General features: G+C 68.2%; 22 protein-coding genes. 5 read left to right on the top strand and 17 right to left on the bottom strand.

Going from position 1 to position 23,592, the window contains the following annotated elements; genetic code table 11:
* The first annotated feature begins 25 nt into the window (after positions 1-25).
* Both AC07DC_RS14585 and AC07DC_RS14590 read left to right on the top strand, forming a co-directional pair.
* Positions 26-619, top strand: coding sequence for a TIGR03086 family metal-binding protein (locus AC07DC_RS14585; protein WP_478914735.1), 594 nt, complete (start codon positions 26-28; stop codon positions 617-619).
* A gap of 129 nt (positions 620-748) precedes the next feature.
* Entirely contained in the window at positions 749-3,073 is a 2,325-nt protein-coding gene (locus AC07DC_RS14590; protein ID WP_478914736.1) for a glycoside hydrolase family 3 N-terminal domain-containing protein, read from the top strand.
* Positions 3,074-3,112: 39 nt separating this feature from the next.
* Here the strand turns inward: AC07DC_RS14590 and AC07DC_RS14595 are convergent, their stop codons facing one another.
* Positions 3,113-4,102 carry an ArsR/SmtB family transcription factor gene (locus AC07DC_RS14595; protein ID WP_478915127.1) on the bottom strand — a complete coding sequence of 330 codons (990 nt, stop codon included), beginning with the start codon at positions 4,100-4,102 and terminating at the stop codon, positions 3,113-3,115.
* A 69-nt stretch (positions 4,103-4,171) separates the two neighbouring features.
* Between AC07DC_RS14595 and AC07DC_RS14600 the strand changes: the two genes are divergently transcribed.
* Positions 4,172-5,086, top strand: coding sequence for an aldo/keto reductase (locus AC07DC_RS14600; protein WP_478914737.1), 915 nt, complete (start codon positions 4,172-4,174; stop codon positions 5,084-5,086).
* Between the two features lie 16 nt (positions 5,087-5,102).
* Here the strand turns inward: AC07DC_RS14600 and AC07DC_RS14605 are convergent, their stop codons facing one another.
* From AC07DC_RS14605 to AC07DC_RS14670, 14 genes are all read right to left on the bottom strand, one after another.
* Entirely contained in the window at positions 5,103-6,794 is a 1,692-nt protein-coding gene (locus AC07DC_RS14605) for a hydrogenase maturation protein (protein ID WP_478914738.1), read from the bottom strand.
* 140 nt (positions 6,795-6,934) lie between these two features.
* Positions 6,935-7,651, bottom strand: coding sequence for a DUF6390 family protein (locus tag AC07DC_RS14610; RefSeq protein ID WP_478914739.1), 717 nt, complete (start codon positions 7,649-7,651; stop codon positions 6,935-6,937).
* Positions 7,652-8,716 carry a hydrogenase expression/formation protein HypE gene (hypE, locus tag AC07DC_RS14615; protein ID WP_478914740.1) on the bottom strand — a complete coding sequence of 355 codons (1,065 nt, stop codon included), beginning with the start codon at positions 8,714-8,716 and terminating at the stop codon, positions 7,652-7,654.
* An 8-nt stretch (positions 8,717-8,724) separates the two neighbouring features.
* Positions 8,725-9,828, bottom strand: coding sequence for a hydrogenase formation protein HypD (gene hypD, locus AC07DC_RS14620; protein WP_478914741.1), 1,104 nt, complete (start codon positions 9,826-9,828; stop codon positions 8,725-8,727).
* Positions 9,825-10,121 (bottom strand): HypC/HybG/HupF family hydrogenase formation chaperone, encoded by a 297-nt coding sequence (locus AC07DC_RS14625; RefSeq protein WP_478914742.1) that lies wholly within the window; start codon positions 10,119-10,121, stop codon positions 9,825-9,827. The genes hypD and AC07DC_RS14625 overlap by 4 nt, the downstream gene beginning before the upstream one ends.
* Before the next feature lie 57 nt (positions 10,122-10,178).
* Positions 10,179-12,731: a carbamoyltransferase HypF gene (gene hypF / locus AC07DC_RS14630; RefSeq protein ID WP_478914743.1), complete on the bottom strand. Its 2,553-nt coding sequence runs from the start codon at positions 12,729-12,731 to the stop codon at positions 10,179-10,181.
* Between the two features lie 2 nt (positions 12,732-12,733).
* Positions 12,734-13,246 carry a hydrogenase maturation protease gene (locus AC07DC_RS14635; protein WP_478914744.1) on the bottom strand — a complete coding sequence of 171 codons (513 nt, stop codon included), beginning with the start codon at positions 13,244-13,246 and terminating at the stop codon, positions 12,734-12,736.
* 87 nt (positions 13,247-13,333) lie between these two features.
* On the bottom strand, positions 13,334-13,453 hold the full coding sequence (locus AC07DC_RS14640; RefSeq protein ID WP_478914745.1) for a DUF6893 family small protein: 120 nt from the start codon (positions 13,451-13,453) through the stop codon (positions 13,334-13,336).
* Positions 13,450-14,883 (bottom strand): hypothetical protein, encoded by a 1,434-nt coding sequence (locus tag AC07DC_RS14645; protein ID WP_478914746.1) that lies wholly within the window; start codon positions 14,881-14,883, stop codon positions 13,450-13,452. The genes AC07DC_RS14640 and AC07DC_RS14645 overlap by 4 nt, the downstream gene beginning before the upstream one ends.
* Positions 14,880-15,521, bottom strand: coding sequence for a DUF6084 family protein (locus AC07DC_RS14650; protein ID WP_478914747.1), 642 nt, complete (start codon positions 15,519-15,521; stop codon positions 14,880-14,882). Before AC07DC_RS14650 ends, AC07DC_RS14645 begins: the two co-directional genes overlap by 4 nt.
* Positions 15,518-16,171, bottom strand: a complete 654-nt coding sequence (locus AC07DC_RS14655; protein WP_478914748.1) for a DUF5947 family protein — start codon at positions 16,169-16,171, stop codon at positions 15,518-15,520. The genes AC07DC_RS14650 and AC07DC_RS14655 overlap by 4 nt, the downstream gene beginning before the upstream one ends.
* Positions 16,168-17,163, bottom strand: a complete 996-nt coding sequence (locus AC07DC_RS14660; protein WP_478914749.1) for a NifU family protein — start codon at positions 17,161-17,163, stop codon at positions 16,168-16,170. Before AC07DC_RS14660 ends, AC07DC_RS14655 begins: the two co-directional genes overlap by 4 nt.
* Positions 17,156-18,949: a nickel-dependent hydrogenase large subunit gene (locus tag AC07DC_RS14665; RefSeq protein WP_478914750.1), complete on the bottom strand. Its 1,794-nt coding sequence runs from the start codon at positions 18,947-18,949 to the stop codon at positions 17,156-17,158. The genes AC07DC_RS14660 and AC07DC_RS14665 overlap by 8 nt, the downstream gene beginning before the upstream one ends.
* A 34-nt stretch (positions 18,950-18,983) precedes the next feature.
* Complete coding sequence (locus tag AC07DC_RS14670) at positions 18,984-20,039, bottom strand: NADH-quinone oxidoreductase subunit B family protein (RefSeq protein WP_478914751.1); 1,056 nt, start codon at positions 20,037-20,039, stop codon at positions 18,984-18,986.
* Between the two features lie 288 nt (positions 20,040-20,327).
* Here AC07DC_RS14670 and AC07DC_RS14675 point away from each other — a divergent pair, with 288 nt between their 5' ends.
* Positions 20,328-20,657, top strand: coding sequence for a hydrogenase maturation nickel metallochaperone HypA/HybF (locus AC07DC_RS14675; RefSeq protein WP_478914752.1), 330 nt, complete (start codon positions 20,328-20,330; stop codon positions 20,655-20,657).
* 3 nt (positions 20,658-20,660) lie between these two features.
* The gene (hypB, locus tag AC07DC_RS14680; RefSeq protein WP_478914753.1) at positions 20,661-21,461 is read left to right on the top strand and encodes a hydrogenase nickel incorporation protein HypB; all 801 of its coding nucleotides are present in this window, start codon (positions 20,661-20,663) and stop codon (positions 21,459-21,461) included.
* 101 nt (positions 21,462-21,562) lie between these two features.
* On the opposite strand, the gene AC07DC_RS14685 is transcribed toward hypB, so the two are convergent.
* Both AC07DC_RS14685 and AC07DC_RS14690 read right to left on the bottom strand, forming a co-directional pair.
* Positions 21,563-22,138: a GNAT family N-acetyltransferase gene (locus AC07DC_RS14685; protein WP_478914754.1), complete on the bottom strand. Its 576-nt coding sequence runs from the start codon at positions 22,136-22,138 to the stop codon at positions 21,563-21,565.
* Between the two features lie 103 nt (positions 22,139-22,241).
* Positions 22,242-23,465, bottom strand: a complete 1,224-nt coding sequence (locus tag AC07DC_RS14690; protein ID WP_478914755.1) for a GDSL-type esterase/lipase family protein — start codon at positions 23,463-23,465, stop codon at positions 22,242-22,244.
* Between the last annotated feature and the right edge of the window lie 127 nt (positions 23,466-23,592).

Genomic DNA, 23,592 nt, shown 5'->3' on the forward strand with positions numbered 1-23,592 from the left:
GTGTTGACCAGACGGGGGCGCCGATATGACTTCTGTGGACGGGTTCAAGCTGCTTGCCGACGCGCACAGTTACCTGCGTACGGCCGTGCTCGGCGTACCGAAGGACGCGTGGGGGAATGCGACTCCCTGTGCCGAGTGGACGGCGCGTCAGGTTCTCAACCATGCGCGGCTCGACCAGCAGGCGCTCGTCATGCAGATCGTCGAAGTCGGCCCGCCGGCGGACCCGTTCGAGCCCCAGGACGTGCTCGACGCCGACCCGGTCGGACAGCTCGACGAGGTCCTGGCCGCGGCGACCGCCGCCTGGGTGTCCGTCGGTCCGGACGCCGAGAACGTACCGACGCCGTTCGGCCCCATCCCCGCGTGGCAGGGCACCGGGACAGCGGCACTGGACGCCGCCGTTCACGCCTGGGACATCGCGAAGGCCTCCGGCCAGGAGCTACCGCTGTCGGACGATCTGGCAGAGGGGCTGCAGGTGATCGCAGACTTGATCGTCGACTTCGTGCGGGACAACTTCCACAAGTTCGCACCCGCCGTCGCGGCCCCGGAGGGGGCGACCGCCGCGCAGAAGCTGCTCGCGTTCACCGGCCGTGATCCCCAGTGGAGCCCAGTGGCGGCGTAGTACCCGGGTATGGTCTGAACCATTGACCGCGTTCCTGCTAGGCGCAATCCTGTTCCGGGCATCTGAACTGAGAACAGTCCTGTGAACGCCGCGCCGACCGACAGGTCCCTCCCCAACGAGGTGAGCACAGTGGTTGCTTCCCAAAGAGCTGTTCTCGGCGCGGCACTCGGTGGTGTCGCGACCGCCGGGATCCGCAGATCCGGGATGATGGCGGCGTTACGTCACCGGGTTGCCGTCGCGGTCATGTTCGCGCTGATGGCCGCCGTCCTCGCCGTTCCGCAACAGGCCTCAGCACATGAGCCCTATCCGGATCCCTCCCTGCCCGTCGCGACGCGCGTCAGCCAGCTGATGGCGACGATGACGCTGGACGAGAAGATCGGCCAGATGACCCAGGCCGAGCGGGCGAGCGTCAGCAACGCCGACATCACCAACTACGCGCTCGGCTCGCTGTTGTCCGGCGGCGGCTCGGCCCCGTCACCGAACAACGCGACGAGCTGGGCCAACATGTACGACGGATTCCAGAACGCGTCGCTCGGCAGCCGCCTCGGCATTCCGTTGATCTACGGCGTGGACGCGGTGCACGGCCACAACAACGTCGCCGGCGCGACGATCTTCCCGCACAACATCGGGTTGGGTGCGACACGCGATCCGGCGCTGGTGCAGCAGATCGGCCGGGCGACGGCCGAGGAGGTCTCGGGCACCGGTATCGACTGGGACTTCTCACCCTGCCTCTGCGTGGCGCGCAACGATCGGTGGGGCCGCACCTACGAATCGTTCGGCGAGAAGCCGGAGATCGCCACGTCCATGAGCACGTACATCACCGGCCTGCAGGGCAGCACTCTCGGCGGCGCGGCCTCGGTGCTCGCGACCGCGAAGCACTTCATCGGTGACGGCGGGACGACCAACGGCACCGACCAGGGCAACACCCAGATCACCGAGGCCGAGCTGCGGGCGATCCACCTGCCACCGTTCCAGGCCGCGGTGCAGAAGGGCGTCGGCTCCGTCATGATCTCGTACAACAGCTGGAACGGGGTCAAGGACCACGGCAACCAGTACCTGATCACGACGTTGCTCAAGGGCGAACTGGGCTTCTCCGGGTTCGTCGTGTCGGACTGGAACGGCATCGATCAGATCGACGGCCAGTCGGGGTTCACCGCCGCCGAGGTCACCCAGGCGATCAATGCCGGGATCGACATGGTCATGGTGCCCACCGCGTGGAAGTCGTTCATCAGCATGCTGCGCGGCGAGGTGCAGGCCGGACGCGTTCCGATGTCGCGCATCGACGACGCGAACCGGCGGATCCTGACCAAGAAGTTCGAGCTGGGACTGTTCGAGCACCCGCTGACCGATCGCAGCTACACCTCGACCGTCGGCAGTTCGGTGCACCGGAGCACCGCCCGCCAGGCTGTGCGCGAGTCCCAGGTGCTCCTGAAGAACTCCGGCAACGTCCTGCCCCTGGCGAAGACCAACAACAAGATCTTCGTGGCGGGCTCGAACGCGGACAACATCGGTAACCAGAGCGGCGGCTGGACGATCTCATGGCAGGGCGGAAGCGGCGCGACGACCACCGGCACGACGATCCTGCAGGGCATTCGTGCCCAGGCAGGCACCGGCAGCACCGTCACCTACAACCAGGCAGGGACGGGGATCGACAGTTCCTACAAGGTCGCGATCGCTGTCGTCGGCGAGACCCCGTACGCCGAGGGTGCCGGTGACCGCCTGAGCGGCATGGGCCTGAGCACCGCGGACCTGAACACGATCAGCACACTGCGGGCGGCGGGTGTCCCCGTCGTCGTGGTGATCGTCTCCGGACGCCCCATGGACATCGCCGGCCAGTTGCCGAACTGGAACGCGCTGGTCGAGGCATGGCTGCCGGGAACCGAGGGCAACGGCGTCTCCGATGTGCTCTTCGGCGACTACGCGCCCACCGGAAAGCTGCCCGACACCTGGATGCAGTCCGCGACCCAGCAGCCGATCAACGACGGTGACGGCAAACCCGCGCTGTTCCCGTACGGCTTCGGTCTCACCTACGGTGCCGTTTCGACGCCGAGTGCGTACCAGTTGACGCAGGCGGAGGCTTTCGCATCCCAGTCCGGTACACAGAACGAGGCCTGCACCGACACCGGTGGTGGCACGGACGTCGGATACATCGCGGCCGGCGACTGGATCAACTACGGCAATCTCGACTTCGGCTCGACGGAGGCGGCCTCGGTCACCACGCGGTTCGCCTCGGGCGCGGGCGTTACGGGCACGGTGCAGTACCGGCTCGACAGCACGACGGGTCCGGTCATTGCGAGCGTTCCGGTCAGCAGCACGGGCGGGTGGCAGAACTGGACGAGCAGGACGACCGGCCTGACAGCGTCGGCGACCGGAGTCCACCCGGTGTACGTCACCTTCACCACCAGTGGCTCCGGTGACCTGGTCAACCTGAACTGGTTCCAGTTCACGTCCTGACGATTCGCCGCCCAGGAGCGGCATGGGTGGCGCCCGGAATCAGGGGGAGGCGGCGGCGAGGATGGATTCGGCGACGGAGGTGCGGGCGTAGAGCACCGAGCGGCCGGCCCGGTGTGCGCTGACCAGGCCCGCATCGCGCAGCGCGGTGAGGTACTGGGACACTCCGGCCGGGGAGAGCCCCGTGCGGTGGGCCAGTTCGGTGGTGGAGGCCGGAGTCTCCAGTTCGGTCAGCAGTCGGGTCCGCGAGCGGCCGAGCACGGCGGCGATGGCGTCGGTCCTGGGGACGGGCCGGGACTCCCACAACGAGCCGATGCCGCGTGCCGGGTAGGCGAGTTGGGGCGGCTCCGGCAGCGTCACCCGGGTGAGCGGGCCCGGTCCGGTGAAGGCCGAGGGAATCAGCAGCAGTCCCGCGCCCGCCGTCTTCCGGGACAGGGCCTGTTGCCTGCGGCTCAGCCGTAGCGCGTTCTCGTCCCAACTGACCGAGGCGTGCAGATCGTTGAAGAGGCGCCCCACGCCGTGCTCGGCGACCTGCCGGGCCCGGTGGAAGACATCGGCGTCGAGCACGGCGCGGATCCGCGCCCAGTAGGGGGCGAGCGCCAGCTCCCAGTAGGTCTCGATCTCCTCCGTGACCCGGACGAGGCGGGCCGGTGGATCGGCGTACAAAGCTCGCAGCCGGGGGCCGGCAGATCCCTGATCCTGCTTCAGGCGGTCGAGCTCCTGACGTACGCGGTCGGCGGGAGCGGACCGGATGCCGGTCAACTCCTCAGCCAGCGTGGGAGCCGGTCCGGTGGGTGCCGGGTTGAGGAAGTCGGGAACGTAACCCGAGGGCGGGATCACCGCGGCGAGCCACCCCCGGTCGAGGCCGGCGGCCGTCACTCGCGGCCGCACCTGCTCGATCCAGGGCCGGTGCACGGGATGTGCGGAGCCTGAGCTCAGCAGCCGGAAGCTCGTTCCGACCTCCCACATCGGCGAGACGGCGAACCGCATCTGCGCCAGATCGCTCGCCGAGAACGCCAGCTCCGCCAGCACAGCCACCCCAAGGATTCGGATATTCCTTAATCAATAGCCGTCAGCCTACTTCGTGGAGATCATTCCGGCATGACCTCGCAGACGACAACGACAACGACAGCGGCCGCGGGCACCTGGGAGCTCGGCGACCTGACCGTCAACCGGATCGGCTTCGGCGCGATGCGCCTGACGCAGGAGGGTGCCGCGTTCCGAGCCGGCGCGACGGCGAGCGATCGCGGCCGCGCGATCAGCGTGCTGCGCCGCGCGGTCGAACTCGGCGTGAACCACATCGACACCGCCGCGTTCTACTTCTCACCGCTGCGCTCCGCCAACGAGCTGATCAATCACGCCCTGGCCCCGTACCCGGATGATCTGGTCATCACCACCAAGGTCGGACCGGGCCGGGACGCGTCGGGCGAGTGGCAGTCCCATGCCACTCCTGAGCAGTTGCGCGGCCAGGTCGAGGAGAACCTGCGCCAACTCGGTCGTGACCACCTCGACGTGGTGAACCTGCGCATCGTCGGAACGGATTCGATCGCCGAACGCTTCGGCGCGCTGGCCGAACTGCGCGACGCCGGACTCATCCGCCACCTCGGCCTGTCCAACGTGCAACCCGAACACCTCGCCGAGGCCCAGGACATCGCACCGGTGGTGTGCGTGCAGAACCTGTACGGCCTCGGCGTACGCCCCGACCAGGACGCGTTCGTGCGCACCTGCGGTGAGCAGGGCGTCGCGTTCGTGCCGTTCTACTCGATCGCCGGCGCCGGACGTGAGGCGGGTGCGAGTGGCACCGAGCATGACGAGGTGATCGCCGTCGCGCGCGCCCATGGGGCGAGCACGGCTCAGGTGCGCCTCACCTGGACGCTGCAGCGCGGTGCGCACGTGCTGGCCATCCCGGGCACCGGCAATCCGGACCACGTCGAGGAGAACGTGGCGGCCGGCGCACTGCGCCTGTCCGAGGACGAACTGGCCGTGCTGGAGGCCCTCCACCGGGGCGGAGTGTGAGAAGCGCTCCGCTGCATCAAGTGGCCTGAGCGGACGCACCGCCGCCGGGTTCCTTGTGCACGAACGCCCGGCGAAGGGCGTGGTAGGGCCGGCCGGGGTCGTCGAAGATCTGGCGCATCCGGCTGAGCTCCTCCTCGCGATAGGCGGCCAGCGGCTTGGCGGCCTCCGCTTCGTCACGCTCCGCCTTCTTCTGCGCGATGCGGGTCCGGACAGCGGGCATGGAGGCCAGCCGGACGGCGAATTCGGCGACCTGACCGGCGAAATCCTGCGGACTGCTGTCGAACAGCCGGTCCACCAGCCCGAGGCGTTGCCCGGTCGCGGCGCTCACCGGCAACGCCCGCTCGGTGAGCTGCTCGGCGACGGCGGCACCGACCCGGCGCGGAAGGGAGTACGTCCAGTACTCCGAGCCGTACAGCCCCATTCGGCGGTAGTGCGGGTTGAGTACCACCCCGGTCCTGCACCAGACCTCGTCCGCGGCCAAGGCCAGCATGACTCCGCCTGCCGCGGCATTGCCGCCCAGCGCGGAGATCACGTACCGGTCGGTCGTGGTCAGGATGGCCTGCACCAGATCGTCGATCGCATTGATGTTGGCCCAGGACTCCGCTGCCGGATCGTTCGCGGCTTCGATGACGTTCAGATGGATGCCGTTGGAGAAGAAGTCCCTGCCGCCACCCAGCACCAGCACCGACGTCGGCCGGGTGCAGGCGTAGCGATAGGCGGCCAGCAGACGGTCGCAGTGGATGGTGCTCATCGCGCCGCCAGGGAAGGAGAATGCGAGGAACCCGGCGTCCCCGTGCTCGCGGTAGCGGATGTCGGTCCAGGTGCGGCGGTCGTCGTGCCCGCCGTCGAGGGGGAACGGCAGGTCCGGCACCCGGGGCAGCCGTTCGCCCAGAGCGAGGGTCGCGGGCAGCGAGAACGTGGTTGGTTGCCCTGGAACGCGGCGCGGTCGCAGCCGTGGGATCCACACGGCGCCATCGCGGGTCGCCCGGCAGATCGCGCCCGCGCGGGTGGCCAGCACCTCTCCGGGGGAGCCGGTCAGCGTGTCCTCGGGGTGGCCGCCGTGCAGGAACCATTGGGCATCGAGGAGATCGTCCAGTACCCCGGGTTGTGAGTCGGCCGAGCGCAGCTTGCGGGCCACCGTCTCGGTACTGTCCGCGCCCCAGTCGATGCGCCGGGCCTCCTGGCGCAGGTAGGGCCGGGTGGTGACGGTGATCCCCTCGTCCGCGCTGTTCTGGGGGCGGGGGACGAACGTGCCGGAGGCGAAGCGTGCCACGGCCAGCAGTACCGCTTCGAGTGCCGCGTCGGAGACCTCATTGCGATACAGGTCGCTCTTGCCCACCTGCGGGAGTGGACAGGCCACCGAGGCCCACACATCCCCGGCGTCCATTTCGGCGTTCGCCCGCAGGACGGTCACGCCCCACCGGTCGACGCCTTGCTGCACGGCCCAGTCCAATGAGGACGGCCCGCGGTCGCCCAACGGACCCGGGTGCACGATCAGGCAGGTGTGCGCGGACCACACCTGCTCCGGGATCGCTTCCTTGAGCATCGGCGCCACGATCAGCTCTGGTTGGTGCCGTTGCAGCGCGTCCCGAAGCGCCTCCTCCTCGCAGGAGAGTTCCACCGCCACGGTGTGGCCCCGGTCCGACAGTTCGACGTACACACGCTGCGTCAAGCTGTTGAACGCGCTGGCGAGCAGCAGGATGTTCATGGTGACCTCCAGCGGATCCCGCGGGGAGGGACCCTGACCGGAAATCCTTGCGCGCCGGCCCGCACTCACGACCGACGCGCGTCCGTAAGGTCACCCGAACGACGGCGGCATATGGCCCCGCCGCACTCCCGGTTCCGCCCTCACCGCGCCATGCTGCTGTGCACGCCGCGTTGCCGGGCCTCCAGCGACTCGACGCGCTCGACCTGGTCCTGGGTGAGCACGTCGCACACCCAGTCCCAGTGCAGGGCAACGCGGTCGCCGGGGGAGAGGCCGTCGAGCAGTGTCCTGCCGCCGGTCGACCAGCGCACCACTTCCCGCCGTTGAGGCGCGGTCTCCATCGTCGTCCCGTTCCAGGTCAGCGGGCTGGAGATGACGGTCGCCGACTCACCGTCGACGTCGAGGACGACACCGGTGCGGATGCGGCATTGATCGAGGACGGTCAGAGCGGTCGGGTTGTCAGTGGTGCGGAGCAGGTGCGCCCACGGGTAGACGTCGAAGACCTGGAAGCTGTGGTGGGCGAGGGCGCGGTGTGCCGCCTGACGCCAGGTGCCGCCGATCTGACCGCGGAACCGGTCCACCATGCGGTCGACCAGCGCTGCCGAATCGACCTGTTCCAGCAGGTCGTTGCCGATCCAGTAGGCCTCGACCACTCGTTCGTCGAGCGGATCGGGCAGTTCGGCCACCTCCGCGAGGAATTCGAGGTAGCACCAGGCACCCTCGAACTGCCGCGCCCGCCGCTCGATACCGGCGGTAGCGCCGGCATCGAGCAAGGCGGAGGCGTCGGCCGGACCGCAGTAGCCGAGCTCATTGGGCGGGTAGGCGTATCGTGCGAACAGGAGCGCACCGCGTGCGCTCATTCAGCAGATCCTCGGTAGTTGTTCGCCGATGGGAAGGCCGATCACCCGGGTTCCTCCCAGTGCTGTTCTGGCGACCACCATCCCGGGGTGATCCGATACGCAGGTTCCGATCCGGCGCGCCGCCCGGCCCAGCGGGTGAGCCTGGAGGGCTGCCAGCACCTGATCCGCCGATTCCGCGGGCACGATGGCGAGCAGCTTGCCTTCGTTCGCCACCTGCAAGGGATCGAGCCCGAGGAGACTGCAAGCGTCCCGCACCGTCTGCGGGACGGGCAGATCCCTTTCCACCAGATCGATGCCGACCGTCGACGCCCGGGCGATCTCGTTCAGGGAGGCCGAGACACCACCTCGGGTCGGGTCGCGCAGGACGTGCAGATCCGCCCCGGTGGCGATCATGCCGGCGACCAGGCCGTGCAGGGCGGCGGTGTCGCTCTCGACGGTGGTCCCGAACTCCAGACCCTCGCGGCAACTCATCACCGCCACGCCGTGCACACCGATGTCGCCGCTGATGAGCACGGCGTCGCCGGGCCGCGCCCGGCGAGGGTCGATGTCGACCCCGTCGGCGATGACACCGATGCCGGAGGTGTTGATGAAGACGCCGTCACCGCTGGCACTGTCGACGACCTTGGTGTCCCCGGTGACCAGGCGGACGCCCGCGGTCTGCGCGGCTGTGCCCATCGCCTGGGCGATCCTGCCGAGCTCGCTCAGCTCGGTGCCCTCCTGGAGGATGAAGGCGGTGGAGAGGAACAAGGGCGTAGCACCCGACATCGCCAGGTCGTTGACGGTTCCGTTCACCGCCAGATCACCGATCGACCCGCCGGGGAAGAACATCGGCTTCACCACGAACGAGTCGGTGGAGAAGGCCAGCCGGGTGCCGCCGACGGACAGGACGGCCGAGTCACCCAGTTCCACCGAAGCCGCCGCGCCGTAGGCGGGCAGGAACAGATGCTCGATCAGTTCCCCGGACATCGCCCCGCCGCCCCCGTGTCCCATCACGATGGAAGGGGTTTCCCGCAGCGGGACCGGGCAGACCCAACTCTCGAAGTCGAGGTCGCCCACGCGTTGCATCGCATCAGTCACTTGGCATCGACCAGTTCCAGTCGGCGGTAGGTGTGGTAAGCGGCACAGGCACCCTCGGACGACACCATCGTCGCGCCCAGCGGGTTGCGCGGAGTGCACTGCTTGCCGAACGCCGCGCATTCGTGCGGCTTGATCAGGCCCTGAAGTACCTCTCCGGCCCTGCACAGTGACGACTCGGCCGTACGGATGCCGGTCACGTCGAAGCGGAGTTCGGCATCGAACTCACGGTACTTCCGTGACAGTTGCCAGCCGCTCCGCGGGATCTCTCCAATGCCCCGCCAGGTCCTGTCGGTCACTTCGAAGACATCGCGCAGCATCTCCATGGCGGGCATGTTGCCCTCGTCGCGTACCGCGCGGGGGTAGGCGTTCTCCACTTCGTGGCGGCCCTCTTCGAGCTGAAGGATCGTCCGGCGGATGCCCTCGAGGATGTCCAGCGGCTCGAATCCGGTGACGACGATGGGGACCTTGTACTTCTCCGCCAGCGGCGGGTACTCGGAGGTGCCCATCACACTGCACACATGACCTGCGGCGAGGAACGCCTGCACCCGGCAGGTGGAGGACTCCATGATGGCCGCGATGGCGGGCGGCACCAGGACATGGGAGACCAGCAGGGAGAAGTTCCGCACTCCCAGGCGCTTGGCCTGGTACACGGTCATCGCGTTGGCGGGTGCGGTCGTCTCGAACCCGATCCCGAAGAAGACGACCTCCCGGTCCGGGTTCTCCCGGGCCAGTTTCAGCGCGTCCAGCGGTGAGTACACCACGCGGACGTCCCCGCCCGCGCTCTTGACGGAGAAGAGGTCCTGGCTGCTGCCCGGCACCCGCAACATGTCGCCGAAGGAGCAGAAGATGACTCCCGGGCGGGCGGCGATGGCCAGTGCCCGGTCGATGATCTCCAGCGGTGTCACACAGACGGGGCAACCCGGGCCGTGGATCATTTCGACGCCCTGGGGCAGCAGTTGGTCGATGCCATGGCGGATGATCGAATGGGTCTGGCCCCCGCAGACCTCCATCATCGCCCACTGCCGGGTGGTGGCGGCATGGATCTCGTCCAGGAGCTTCTTCGCCAGGTCGGGGTCGCTGAACTCGTCGAGGTACTTCATCTGCCTGCTCCTTCTGGGGCTTCCTTGTGCTTGGCCGCGATGTCGAACCCGTCACCGAATTCCTCCGCCAGGATTCCGAGCCTTTCGAAGTTGGCCAGCGTGTCCTGGGCCGACCGCTCGTCGAGGCGCTGGATGGCGAACCCGACATGTACGACGACGTATTCACCGATCGTCACGTCGGGGATGTACTGCAGGCACACCTCTTTGCGCACCCCGCCGAAGTCGACCTGGGCCATCAAGGTGCCATCGACTTCGGCGGTGCTGAGGACACGCCCCGGAACTGCCAGACACATGGTCTCTCTTCTCTGTGAATCCGTAGGGAGCCCGGTGGATCCGCCGGAACCCCGGGGTCAGCCCGACGCGGCGATCAGCAATTGGCCGAGGGCGATGCCGCCGTCGTTCGGGGGGAGCAGCCGGGGTCGCAGGACGGTGAACCCCCGGCCGGTCAGCATGTGCTGCGCCATCTCCAGCAGCACGGCGTTCTGGAAGACACCGCCGCCGAGCGCGACCACCTCCAGGCCGGTCTGCGCGCGGCAGATCTCCGCGAGGTCGACGATGAGCACGGCGACAGACGTGTGGAAGCGGGCGGCGATGCGGTCGGGGGAAATTCCGGCGCGTACGTCATCCACCACCGCGCGGATCACCGGCCCTGGATCCGCGACGGCGGGATGCGTGGCGTTGGCAGACCGGATGGAGAAGGCGTAGCGGCCGGCCGATTCGTCGCGGTCCGCTGTCGCGGCGCGGGCCAGGCCCTCCAACTCGATGGCCGCTTCCGCTTCGTACTCCACCTGATGCCGGATGTCGGCCAGCGAAGCGACGGCGTCGAAGAGCCGGCCCATGCTCGATGTCGGTGTGCAGCCGAATCCGGTCTCCAACTGGTGTGCCAGCACAGCCCGTTCCCTGGCGGGGCAGGCGCGTACAGCCGGCAGGTCGTCGTCCCAGGCGACTCCGGCGGCGCGGAGGTGGCTGAGCGCCATCCGGTAGGGGCGCAGCACACTGGCGTCGCCGCCCGCCAGGGGCACATATCCGAGGTGCGCCGCCCTGCGGAATGCCTTGTAGCCGGCGATCAGTACCTCGCCGCCCCAAACAGCCCCGTCGGTTCCGTAGCCGGTGCCGTCGAAGGCGATGCCGATCACGCTCTCACCGGATCCGAGCCCGTGCTCGCCCATCACGGACGCGATGTGCGCGTGATGGTGCTGCACCGTCCGCACCGGCCTGCCCTTCGCGTGGTGGCGAGCCCAGTTTCCGGACCGGTAGCCGGGATGGCGGTCGGCCACCAGTTGCCCGGGGTCGACTCCGGTGAGGCGCTCGAGGTGGTCCTCGGTCCGGGTCAGTGCGTCGACGGTGGAGAGGTCGTCCATGTCGCCGATGTGCTGACTGATCCAGGCGTAGCGGCCTTCCCCCAGAGCGCAGGTGTTCTTCAGGTCCGCGCCGACCGCGAGCGTCGGCGGTACGTCGAACGGCAGGGCGAGAGGCAGCGGCGCGTAACCGCGGGATCTGCGGATCGGGAGCTCCGCACCGGCGACGAACCGGCTGACCGAGTCGTCGCAGGGGACGTGGATCGTCCGGTCGTGCCGCAGCCAGGCGTCGACCAGCGGGGCCAGGCCGGTCCGTGCTTCGGCGTCGTCGGTGACGATGGGCTCACCGGACAGATTGGCGGAGGTCATCACCAGCGCGTCGGGGCCCGGTCGGTCGTCCCCGATCCCGAAGAGCAGGACGTGCAGTGGCGTGTAGGGGAGGAGCAACCCGAGGTCCGGGTTTCCCGGCGCCACGGCGCTGGACACCCCGGCCCCCGGCTCCGCCCGGAGCCGGGGCAGGAGGACGATCGGCTTGCGGATGCCCGAGAGCAGCTCCTTCTCGTCCCCGGTCATGGTCACCAGCCGTTCGGCGACGTCGAGACCGGACACCATGACCGCGAATGGCTTGCCTCCGCGTCTCTTGCGGCGGCGCAGTTCGGCCACGGCCGCGTCGTTGCGGGCGTCGCACGCCAGGTGGTAGCCGCCGAGGCCCTTGATGGCGAGGATCCGGCCTTCGGTGAGCAGTTCGCGTGCCGCCCGCAGGGCGTCCTCGCCGTGCTCCGGTTGCCCGGTGTCCTTACGGATCAGTTCGAGCCGGGGTCCGCAGGCGTGACAGGCGATCGGCTGGGCGTGGAACCGGCGGTCGGCCGGATCGTCGTACTCCGCCCGGCAGTCGTCACACATGTCGAACGCCGCCATGGTCGTGGCGGCCCGGTCGTAGGGAGTGCCGGTGACGATCGTGAACCGGGGGCCGCAGTGGGTGCAGGTGATGAAGGGATGGCGGAACCGGCGATTCGCCGGGTCACGCAACTCGGTCAGGCACTCCTGGCAGGTGGCGACATCGGGGGAGACGAGCGTGCGGGCCCGGCCGCCGTCGCTGGAGTCCTCGATGGTGAACTCCGTACCGCCCCGAACCGGCTGCTCGGAATCCTGAACTCTCTCCACGATCGCGAGCGGAGGGGCGTCCGTGCGCAACCGCCGCCCGAACTCCTCCACCGCTTCCGCGTCACCTTCGACCTCGACGACCACGCCGGCGCTGGTGTTCGCCACAGAGCCGGCGAGCGCCAGCTCCGAGGCGGTGACGTAGACGAAGGGCCTGAACCCCACCCCCTGGACAACACCGTGCACCTCGAACCTGCGCCGGACCCGGTGGGCTCGGGCACGGCCCATCATCTCCAGCCCCGAGAGGGCCTCGCCGGCCTTGTCCTGGTCGATGATCTCCATCGCGAAGCCCATGTGAAGAAGGACCCAGTCACCGGGATCCGGGGGCTCTTCGAGCATCCCGATGTTGACGCGCCGCTGGGCGCCCTCCACGTCGACCAGTGCGAGCTGCCCGGCATACCCGTCCACGATCTCCACGACTTGACCGGGAATGCCAAGGCACATGATCAGGACCTCCGGGGAACGGCGGACGGGACGGTCTCGGTGGGGTCGGGCGGCAGCAGGCGGCGGATCAGGATGTGTACCGCGTCGATCGCTTCGGGCACCGCGGCACAGACAGCCTCACTGAGCCCGATTCCCTCTTCGATCCCGGCGGGAGTGCAGCCCACGAGGTAGGTGACGGGAAGAGTACCGCCCAATTGCTCCAGATTTGCCAGAACTGACACCGGATTCATGCCGTGTGCGTCGAATTCACCCGTACCGAGGTGCTCGGCGGTGATTTCGAGCACTGTCACCTCACCGGGAGGCCCGCCGCCTGGGTAGGCGTCGACCAGTACCAACGCGTCATACCCGTTGAGCAGGTCATAGGCGAGATGCATACCGCGAATGCCGTAGTCGACCACCTGGACCTGCGGCGGGAGGCTGTTGGGCGCGGTCAGCCCGCGCACCACCTCGGGGCCGAAGCCGTCATCTCCGAGAAAGAGATTGCCGACGCCCGCGACGAGTACTCCTCCGGGCATGTCAGGACTGACTCTCGGGGGATGGGGCGGTGGACCTGGCCGCTGCGTCCGCGCGTGCGGCACCCACCGTCGTGGCCGCTCCCTCGTTCACATCGAGCGCATTCTCAGATACCGGCGGATGTCAGGGATCGACTGCACTCCCACAGCCACGGCGATCAGCGCCGCGGCCGCTGCCACGCCTGTGGTGATCATGCCCAGGGTTCTCATGATGGGTTCTCCTCTCGGTGGTGCGTGGGGCTCCCGACGGGCAACGGCTCCAACTCGTCGGGAGCGAAATAGAAGTAGCGGCCGTACCAGTCGTGCAGGTCCGCCGCCGGATCGTCGACGAGGACCAGGGCGACGTGCACCTCTCCGTCGACGTCCGAGAGCACCGCGGTCACCCGTGCCACCTGGTCGGCGAAGAACAGGTCCTGCGCGTCGGCACGGCGGGACGGGTGCACTCGCACGAGGCTGCCCTTGGACACACGGACCCCGTTGATGACGACCGCGTCGGACTCCGGCCGTACAGCGGCGTCGGTCGCCGGATCCCACCAGGGCGCGCCACCCGTGTCGAAGGTGGCCCCGCCGGCGTCCGGCGGACCGGCGGCCGCTCGTGGGCCGGGATCCGCCGGCGGCAGGTGCGGATCGCGCAGGAGACCGTGCAGTTGTTGCAGATCCGCGGCCGACATGCCGTCGCAACGATCGATGATCTCCCGCGCGCGGGGGTCGGTGGCCCGGGCCTCAGCCTTCTCCGCGTCCGTCATGGTCATCACGCGCAGCGTCAGGATCTCGTCGATCTCGGTGGAGTCGAACAGGGCGCCCGCACTCTGTTCTGCCACCTCCGGGTAGTCGTACAGAATGATGGGCGCGCCCAGCACGGTGTCCGTTGTTCCGCTCGCGCCGGCCAGCACGGGCCAGCACCGGCGTTGTCGACAGCGCCCGGCCGCAGCGGCTGCTTCGTCGGAGGGTTCGAGCAGCGAGACGAACTCCGCGCCGTGCGCCTGGAGGAGCAGGTGCGAGCCGATCAGCGAGGCGCGGATCGCGGAGTCCTTGTCGGTGGCCGTGTCGGGATGCTCGTTGTCCACCGACACGGACAGCCGAACGAACCCGTCGTCGACCGCCCAGCGGGTACGGATCCGGGCCGTCAGCGGGTGGCGGCGCCGCACGATACGGCCCGCCTCGATGCCGCACATGTCCGTGAGGGGTTCGATCTCCGACCCGCCGGGGATCCGGAGGAGTTCATCGGTCCCCTCGTTCCAGGCGAGTGCGGGCAGGGTGATCTCCCGCTCCACCGCCTCGTCCCAACTCAGCACCGACACGCCGTCGACGGTGAGCTGCTCGACCGGGGTGTAGCCGCCGTCCTCGTCGCGCCGTTGCACCTCGCGAAGCTGCAGTTGGAGGAATCGCAGATGGACCGTGACGCCGGGCTGCGGCTCGTGCGGGGCCGTGAGCAGGCACTGCATCTCCATGCCCGGGTCCTCGCTGAAGCTCGACGCGGACGCGGACGGCGGCCCGAGGACTCCGAACTGCCAGCGTGACTGATTCTTGTGCGAGCTCGCCCGGTACGGGTAGAGCAGGTATCCCTCGTAGAGCACCGCGTCGGCGATCGTGCGGACGTGGTCGAGGCTCATGGAGCGGGCCGGACTCAGCGCGTTCACGGGACCACCTCACCGATGTCGGCCAGCAGGGTGTGAACCGTCTCGTCCCAGCTGATCAGACCGCGCCGTGCGCGGAAATCGGCGATGCGGTCGAGCACGTCCTGGTCCAATCTGATCCAGCCGGAGTTCGGGAAGTAGGACGCGATCATCTGCCGCCACACGGCTACCGGCATCTGATGGCGGGCCTCGCACTCCCAGGGCACCTGCCGCACGCCGAAGCCGGCGCTCCCCTTGGTGAACACCGTGCCGGAGAAGAGCAGGGTCAGTGGCACCGCGCCCTCGCCGAGAGCGTGCAGATAGCGGGAGCCGATCACGTCGAAGTCGTAGGTGCAGGGCAGTGCGAGGTCGACCTCGGTGGCGCCGGTGAACCCCTGCACCGTCGTGTTGCACTGCATCCAGAGGAACGGTTTGAGGGTGTCGGACCATCGGTCACGCTCGCCGAACAGGCCACGCAACCCGTTCTGTTCGACAGCGTCGTAGTGCCGTCGCTGCGGCTCGATACGGACCTGGCAGCGCAGCACGATCGCGTGGATCCGCTCGCCGCTGTCCTCCTCGATCCGCAGCCGCGCGGTCAGTTGCGGCACGACGGTGTACGGCTCGGCGAAGACGTCGAGCACGGAGAAGCCGAGGCCGCTCACGACTGATCGTCCAGGGTGGCGGGCCGGCTGCGCTCCGACACGTGCGCGAAGAACGCGTCCATCGCATCGTGCGCCTCGCGACCGCCGTCGAAGCCGCGCCACAGGGTCCGCAGCCGCCCGACCAGTTCGTAACAGGCGTCGATGGGCACCAGATGACAGGAGCCGCCGCTGCCGTCCTGGCGGCGTACCAGCAGTGCCTCCACGTCGGCGCGCAGCACGGCCAGTTCGGGGTTGGCCTCGACGATGGTGTCCCAGGCGTCCAGGGGCAGTTCGGACTCGGTGGCGCCCGCGGGACCCGGATAGAACGCGATCGTGCGGCCCTGGACGGAATTGCGGAACAGGAATGCCAGACCGACCGGGATCTGCAGGGTGTCCCAGGTCCGTTCGTCAACGGTCGGACCGTCGAAGGACAGATATCGCTCGGGGACCGCGCGATAGCGCAGATGTGCGTTCTGATCGCTGAACAGCAGATAGCAGGCCCGGCAACTGCACATCAGGGCCCGGCTCTCCAGATTCACCACGTGCGAGTGACTCTGCCCGATCGACTCCGCGCACATCTCGCAGCGCTCGCCGGCGATCGGCTGCGGACGATTGCGCGTCACCCGGAGCAGCGAGGCCACCGGGGACATCGTGCGGCCGCCGCTGCTCATGTCGCCGCCGCGGTGGGTACGGCGACCGAGACGGTCGGGCCGTCCGCGAGCAGGGGCAGCGGATCCAGGTGCAGGTCCTCCGCGTCGAGACAGGCACCCGCCCGTCGTACGTCGTAGTGCGCAAGGCAGGCGGGACACCGCAGCACCCCGTCGTCGGAGGCGCCACCCAGCCGCCGGGCCAGCACGGCGCCCTCCAGCGGTTGGTCGCACCGGGCACAGCGGTCCCGGAAGGCGAACAGGGCCGAACCGATGCGGCAGGCCAGCACCGGGACGAGCCCGGCGGTGAACCGCGTGACGGCACCGGAGTCGAGGGCGGCCAGTTCTGGGACGAGCTCCCAGGACGAGCCGGAGTCGTCAGGAGGCGGAGCGGTCTCGTGGAGCCGGGAGAACAGCGCCTCGATCGGGACCATCGGCCCGGAGGCTCCGGACTCCTCGTCGGCGGTCTCGACCTCGATCGTGGTGACCTCCGGAGCGGCCGCCTCGACGGCACCCCGCACGGCGAGCTTGAGGGTGGCCGAAGAGGACGGGCAGCCGTCGCAGCTGCCGAGCAGCCGCAGCCCGACCACACCGTCGTCGGACACACCGAGCAGTTCCACGTCGCCGCCGTGCGACCCAAGATAGGGCCGTACGCTCTCCAGCGCCTTCTCGACGCGGGTCTCCACGCTGTAAGGGTGCAGGCCGTGCACGAGCAGGAGGCTCGCCACCAGCTCGTCTGCGGCGAAGGAGGCCAGGACATCGTCGTTGAGATGCTTCTGCTCGTACAGGAGGTCGAGCAGCCGTTCCAGCCCGGCACCGTAGAAATCGGAGACCAGCCGGACCAGTTCCTCGCTCCGTTCGCGAGCGATGGCACCGCCCGATGCGCTGGCGGTGATCAGGGTGTCGATGCGCTCACCGGTCGCACGCCAGTCGGAGGAGGCGGGTTCGGACGGCGCCGTGTCGGACGGCGTCACATCGGGCGCGTTGGACGCGCAGTGCTCCGCCACTTCATTCACTGCCCGCGGACTGGGTGGGGGAGTGCAGCCGTTCCAGCTTCTTGCCCTCGCCGAGATACATGTGCACGCCGCACGGCAGACAGGGGTCGAAGCTGCGCACCGTGCGCATGATGTCGATGCCCTTGAAATTCTCCCGGTCGTTCTCCTCGAAGATCGGCTGGCCCTGCACCGCGTCCTCGTACGGTCCCGGTGTGCCGTAGGAGTCGCGCGGGCTGGCGTTCCACGGGGTCGGCGGATACGGGTGGTAGTTGGCGATCTTGCCGTCGCGGATCACCATGTGGTGCGAGAGGACGCCGCGCACCGCCTCGGTGAAGCCGCAGCCGACCGCCTCTTCCGGGACCTCGAACTTCTCCCAGGTCTTGGTCCGTCCCGCGCGGATCTCCACGAGGGCCTTCTCCGCGAAGTGCAGTGCGCAGGCGGCCGCGTAGGCCTGGAAGTAGGTGCGCGCCCGGTTGCGCTCAATGGTGTTGCTCCACTGCGGGATGCGCCATTCCAGTTCCACCGGACCTTTGAGCGCGGTCTTGGGCAGATTGATCTGCACGCTGCTGCCGGTGGCCTTGATGTAGCCGATGTCGACCAGTCCGGCCAGCGCCGTGGTCCACAGCCGTGCCAGCGGTCCGCCACCGGTGTCGAGGGCGAGATAGTCCTTGCCGTCGAACCAGCGCGGTGACATGACCCAGCTGTACTTGTCGTCCAGGTTCCGCTTCTGCGGCCGTGGGTTGGTGTGCTGGTTCCACGGGTGCCGACGGTCGACCGGATTGCCCAGCGGGTCGTGGGTCACGAACATTTCCTGCTCTTCCCAGTCGCCGTAGTACGACGAGCCGAGCAGAATGCGGATGCCCAGGTTGATCTCGACCAGGTCGGTGGTGACGAGTTTCCCGTCGACGACGACGCCGGGGGTCACGTACATCTTCCGGCCCCAGTCGGTCATGTCCTTGTACTCGAAGTTGCAGTGTTCGGGATCCTGGAACGAGCCCCAGCAGCCGAGCAGAATACGCCGGTTCCCAACCATCTCGTACCCGGGCAGCGCCTCGTAGAAGAAGTCGAAGAGGTCGTCGTGCATGGGCACGACCTTCTTCATGAACTCGACGTACCGCTGGAGGCGCGTGATGTAGTCGGTCATCAGCTGGATCGTCGCGACGGTGCCCACCCCACCGGGATAGAGCGTGGAGGGATGCACATGCCGGCCCTCCATCAGGCAGAACATCTCCCGGGTCATGCGGCTTACCTGGAGTGCCTCGCGGTAGAACTCGCCGGTGAAGGGGTTGAGCGAGCGCATGATGTCGCCGATGGTCTTGTACCCATGGGCGTCCGCGTGTGGAGAATCGGTCCGATTGGCCTTTTCCAGCACGCCGGGGTTGGTCTCGGCAACCATCTTCTCGCAGTAGTCGACCCCCACCAGGTTCTCCTGGAAGATGTTGTGGTCGAACATGTATTCTGCGGCTTCACCGAGGTTGACGATCCATTCGCCGAGATGCGGCGGCTTCACTCCATAGGCCATGTTCTGCGCGTAACAGGAGCACGTGGCGTGGTTGTCGCCACAGATCCCGCAGATCCGGCTGGTGATGAAGTGCGCGTCGCGCGGGTCCTTGCCCTTCATGAAGACCGAGTAACCGCGGAAGATGGAGCTCGTGCTGTGGCATTCCGCGACCACACGCTGCTTGAAGTCGATCTTCGTGTAGATGCCCAGGCTGCCGACAATGCGGGTGATGGGGTCCCACGCCATCTCCACCAGTTCGTCCTTGCCCTGGTTCCCGCTGCCACCCTTGCGTTGCGTCGCGGTCATTGCGCCGCCTCATCTTTCTGTCTGTTGCGGTGAGTCACCAAGTGCGGGTGGCACCGGTCGTGAGATCTTTTCCGGGCTTGCGCCACTTGGGCTCCCGGTCGAGCGTGTGCGTGGTGATGCGGCGCAGGCGCCGCATGGTCGAGCCGTACAGTCCAACCGCGTTCGTGGAGAGTTTGCCGCCAGGTGGCTCATCCATGAAGGGCATGAACTTGTCCGGGAATCCCGGCATGGTGCAGCCGATGCAGATTCCACCAACGTTGGGGCAGCCACCGATACCATTCATCCAGCCGCGCTTCGGAACGTTGCATTTGACGGTGGGGCCCCAGCAGCCGAGCTTGACGATGCATTTGGGCGAACCGTATTCCGTCGCGAAGTCGTTCTGCTCGTAGTAGCCGGCCCGGTCGCAGCCCTCGTGCACCGTCTGGCCGAACAGCCATGCCGGGCGCAACGCATCATCGAGGGGGATCATCGGAGCCTGGTCGGTGGCCATGTACAGCAGATACGTCAGCGTCTCCGACAGGTTGTCCGGCTGGATGGGACAGCCCGGGACACACACGATCGGGATTCCGGCCTTGGACTTCCAGTCCCAGCCCAGATAGTCCGGCACTCCCATTGCCCCGGTCGGATTACCCGCCATGGCATGGATACCGCCGTACGTGGCGCAGGTGCCGACCGCGACGATGGCGGTGGCCTTCGGCGCCAGCCGGTCGAGCCACTCGCTGGTCGTCATCGGCTGACCGGTGGCGGGATCGTTGCCGAAGCCCGACCAGTAGCCCTCCTCGTGCAGCTGCTCGTTGGGGATCGACCCCTCGACGACCAGCACGAACGGCTCCAGCTCTCCTCTGTCGGCCTTGAAGAACCACTCGAGGAAGTCATCGGCGCCGCCGGTGGGGCCGCATTCGAAATCGATCAGCGGCCAGTGCACGGCGACCTGAGGGAGGCCGGGCAGGGCGCCGAGCGCGATCTCCTCGATGCTGGGCTGGGTGGCGGCGGTCAACGCCACCGAGTCGCCGTCACAGCTGAGACCCGCGTTGATCCAGAGCACATGGATCAAAGTTTCTTCTGCCTTTATTGCAGCCTCTGTCGGCATAGTGCCGCCGCCTTCCGGGGCCGGTGGCCGATCCGTCGCGTCTGTCGGATCGCCTTCGGCTCACGCGTATGGTGTCGCTCAGATTGTTACCATCTAGACTCCGTCAGAGCGCTCTGTCAACACGAGAATCCGCCCGATGAGACCACCCGCAAGGGCGGGTTTACCGGTAACCACGGAGGCTCGGATTGGGCCGAACGAGTGATTCGCACAAGAAGGACGGCCGGTCGGAAGTAGAACGGTCGGCGACAGGTATTGCGACCTGGATAGCGACGCTGAAGCGAGGCGCTGATGCATGAATTGTCGATCACGCAGAGCGTCGTGGACGCGGTATGTGAACGCGCCGCTGGTCGGCCGGTGCATGTGGTGACGGTGCGGGTGGGAATGCTCACCGCGGTGGTGGCCGACTCGATGCGCTTCTGCTTCGATCTGGTTACTGCCGGGACGGTTGCCGAGGGTGCGCTCCTCGAGATCGACCAGCCCGCCGGAGCTGGACATTGCTGTGCATGTGACGCCGAATTCACTCTGGCCGACCTCATCCTGCTGTGCCCGTGTGGCAGTGCCGACGTGGAGATCACAGCGGGACAGGAACTGCAAATCATTTCGATGAAAGTGGGCTGACGTATGTGTGGTACCTGCGGCTGCGACGCGGAGGGCGGGACCGGAGGCGGGATCAGGGTTTCTCTGCCGTTGGCGGATGTTGTGTCGGCGCACAGTCACCCGCGTGGACATACGCCGGCACATTCGCATGCGGACGGGCACGGCCATCCGGCGAACAACGGCGAAACCATCACCCTCGAACAGAGAGTGCTCGCCAAGAACGAGACCATCGCGGAACGCATCCGCGACTGGCTCACGCTCCAGGGAATTGTCGCGGTGAATCTGATGAGTTCACCGGGAGCCGGAAAGACCACCTTGCTGGAACGCACCATCGGTGACCTCGCAGGCAGGCGAGCGGTGGCGGTCATCGAAGGCGACCAGGAGACCACGCTCGACGCCGACCGGATCAAGCGGGCCGGATGCGCGGTGGTCCAGGTGAACACCGGGGCGGGATGTCATCTCGACGCGGAGATGATGCACGGCGCCCTCATGTCCCTGTCGCCCGCCTCCGGATCGCTGATCCTGGTCGAGAATGTGGGAAACCTGGTCTGCCCTGCTCTGTTCGACCTGGGTGAGCGCAGCAAGGTCGTCATCATCTCGGTCACCGAAGGCACTGACAAGCCACTGAAGTACCCGTACATGTTCGCCGCCGCGGATCTGGTCATCATCAACAAGATCGATCTACTGCCCTACGTCGACTTCGACATCGAACGCTGCGAGGGATACGCACGTTCGGTGAATCCGAATGCGCGGGTGCTGACCGTGTCCGCGACGACGGGTGAAGGCATGAGTGACTGGTACGACTGGGTGGCGGAGCAGTACTGAGGGCCTTGCCGGGGCCGTCCCGCGACTGCTCCGGTGGTCGGCGCGCCCGGACGTCGGTGCCGTTGATCTGCCGGGTTCTCCGGGTTGCGGACGCTAGGGCCCTACTCCTTCGGCCGGGAGGGTTCGGCGGGACGCGCGGAACGCCATTCCGAGGCGAGCACGGACCAGATCTCCGTGTCCTGCCACACCCCTCGGTAGAGGGAGTTCTCGCGCTGCACTCCGTCGCGGCTCATGCCGAGCCGCTTGGCCACGTTGATGCTCGGAATGTTCTTGGAGGACACCAGCCACTCCACACGGTGCATTCCCCGTACCTGGATCGCCCAGTCGATGATCACGCCGGCCGCACGGGTGACCAGCCCGCGTCCGGAGGCGGCCGGCTCCAGCCAGCAGCCGGCCTCGCAGGTGCCGCCCGCCGCGTCGAAGACCCGGAACAGGACGCCGCCGACGAGGAGCCCGTCGAGCCAGATGCCGTACAGCCGGCCGGCGTCGGCCGCGGTCTTGTCGGCGTACGACTGGAGCCAGCTCCGCGCGGAGTCGAGGTCGGCCGTGACATCCGAGAGCCCCACATGTTGGCCGATGAATTCGCGGCCACGGTCCATGTGGGCGAGGAACTCCTCGGCCTGCCAGGGCTCCAGCGGCCGCAACTCGGCCCCGTCACCCAGCGATATCGCGAACATTCTCGTCCTCCTCGGCGGTCTTGCGCGGTCTCTGGATCCTTGCACGGCCACCCGTGCGCACCGGTGGCGCCCCGCGGGCCTGCTTAGTCAGGAAGCGGTCGCCTCAGGCAGGTTTCGCGGCGAACGGGCCGCCGGTGCCGAAGGCGAGGGCTGCGAACCGTTCGCCGATGCGGCGGTGGGTGGCGGCGTCCGGGTGGAGCTGGTCGGGCAGCGGCAGCTCGGTGATGTCCGCCTCGCCGTAGAGGTCACGCCCGTCGAGGTAGCGCAGGTTCGGGTCGTCGGCCGCCCGCTGCGCCACGACGCGGGCCAGCTCGTCCCGGATGACGTTGAGGGTCAGCTTCCCCGCAGCCCGTTCTGCGGGGTCGCCCGCGGCCACGAACCGGATCTTCCCCTCGCTGATGTCGCTGAAATCCGGGGCGCTGGGGCCGGGGGTGTCCTCGTGGATGGGGCACAGGATGGGCGAGACGACCAGCAGCGGCGTGGTGGGATGGCCCTCGCGGATGGTGTCGAGGAAGCCGTGCACCGCCGGACCGAACGCGCGCAGACGCATCACGTCGGCGTTGACCACGTTGATGCCGATCTTGACGCTGATCAGGTCCGCGGGCGTGTCCCGCATCGCGCGGGCGGTGAACGGGTCGAGCATGGCGCTGCCGCCCAGACCGAGGTTGATCAGCTCCACGCCGCCGAGGGAGGCGGCCAGTGCCGGCCAGGTCGTGGTGGGGCTCGCGGCGTCGGAGCCGTGGCTGATCGAACTGCCGTGGTGCAGCCACACACTGCGGCCCGTGTCCGGTGCGGCCTCGACCGGGGCGTCGGTGCGCAGCGCGACCAGCTGGGTGATCTCGTTGTACGGCAGCCAGATCTCGACGTCCTTCACACGGTCCGGCAGACCGGGGAACCGGACGGTGCCCACCGGGCCGGGCCGGGTTTCCACAGACCCGGTGGTCATGTCCACCATCAGGACGTTGCCGCCGGTCACGCAGGCCTGGCCGGCCGGACGGCCGTCGACGAGCAGGTCGTACACGCCGTCCGGACGGGGCGGGGCGCCGTCGTAGTCCAGCTTGGTGCGGAGGGTGTCCAGCTCGACAGTGGTGGCGCGGGTACGGAACGCCACCCGTACGCCGGAAGGCTGGGCTTCCACCATGGCCAGCTGCCCGTCGGAACACTGCGCGCGGGCCCACGCGGGCAACCGGTGCGGCAACACCCCGTGCTCCGTGCGCTCCAGGTCGAGCGCGCCGCGCACGAGGTCATCGGTTATGGGCGTGGTGGTCCAGTCCGTCGCCCGGGTGGGGAAGGCGGAGCCGGGGGAAGGGTCGGGCTGAGGCGTCATGATCCCAGACTGTCAACCGGATACCCGATCCGCACACGGTTTGCCGCTGGTCATGCGGATATTCCTCGGCCGCGACGACTGCTTCGCGCGCGACCACCCGTAGCGGGACCCGTTCCGGTCGGGGAGA

This window comes from Streptomyces sp. NPDC045021 (genome assembly GCF_056432645.1).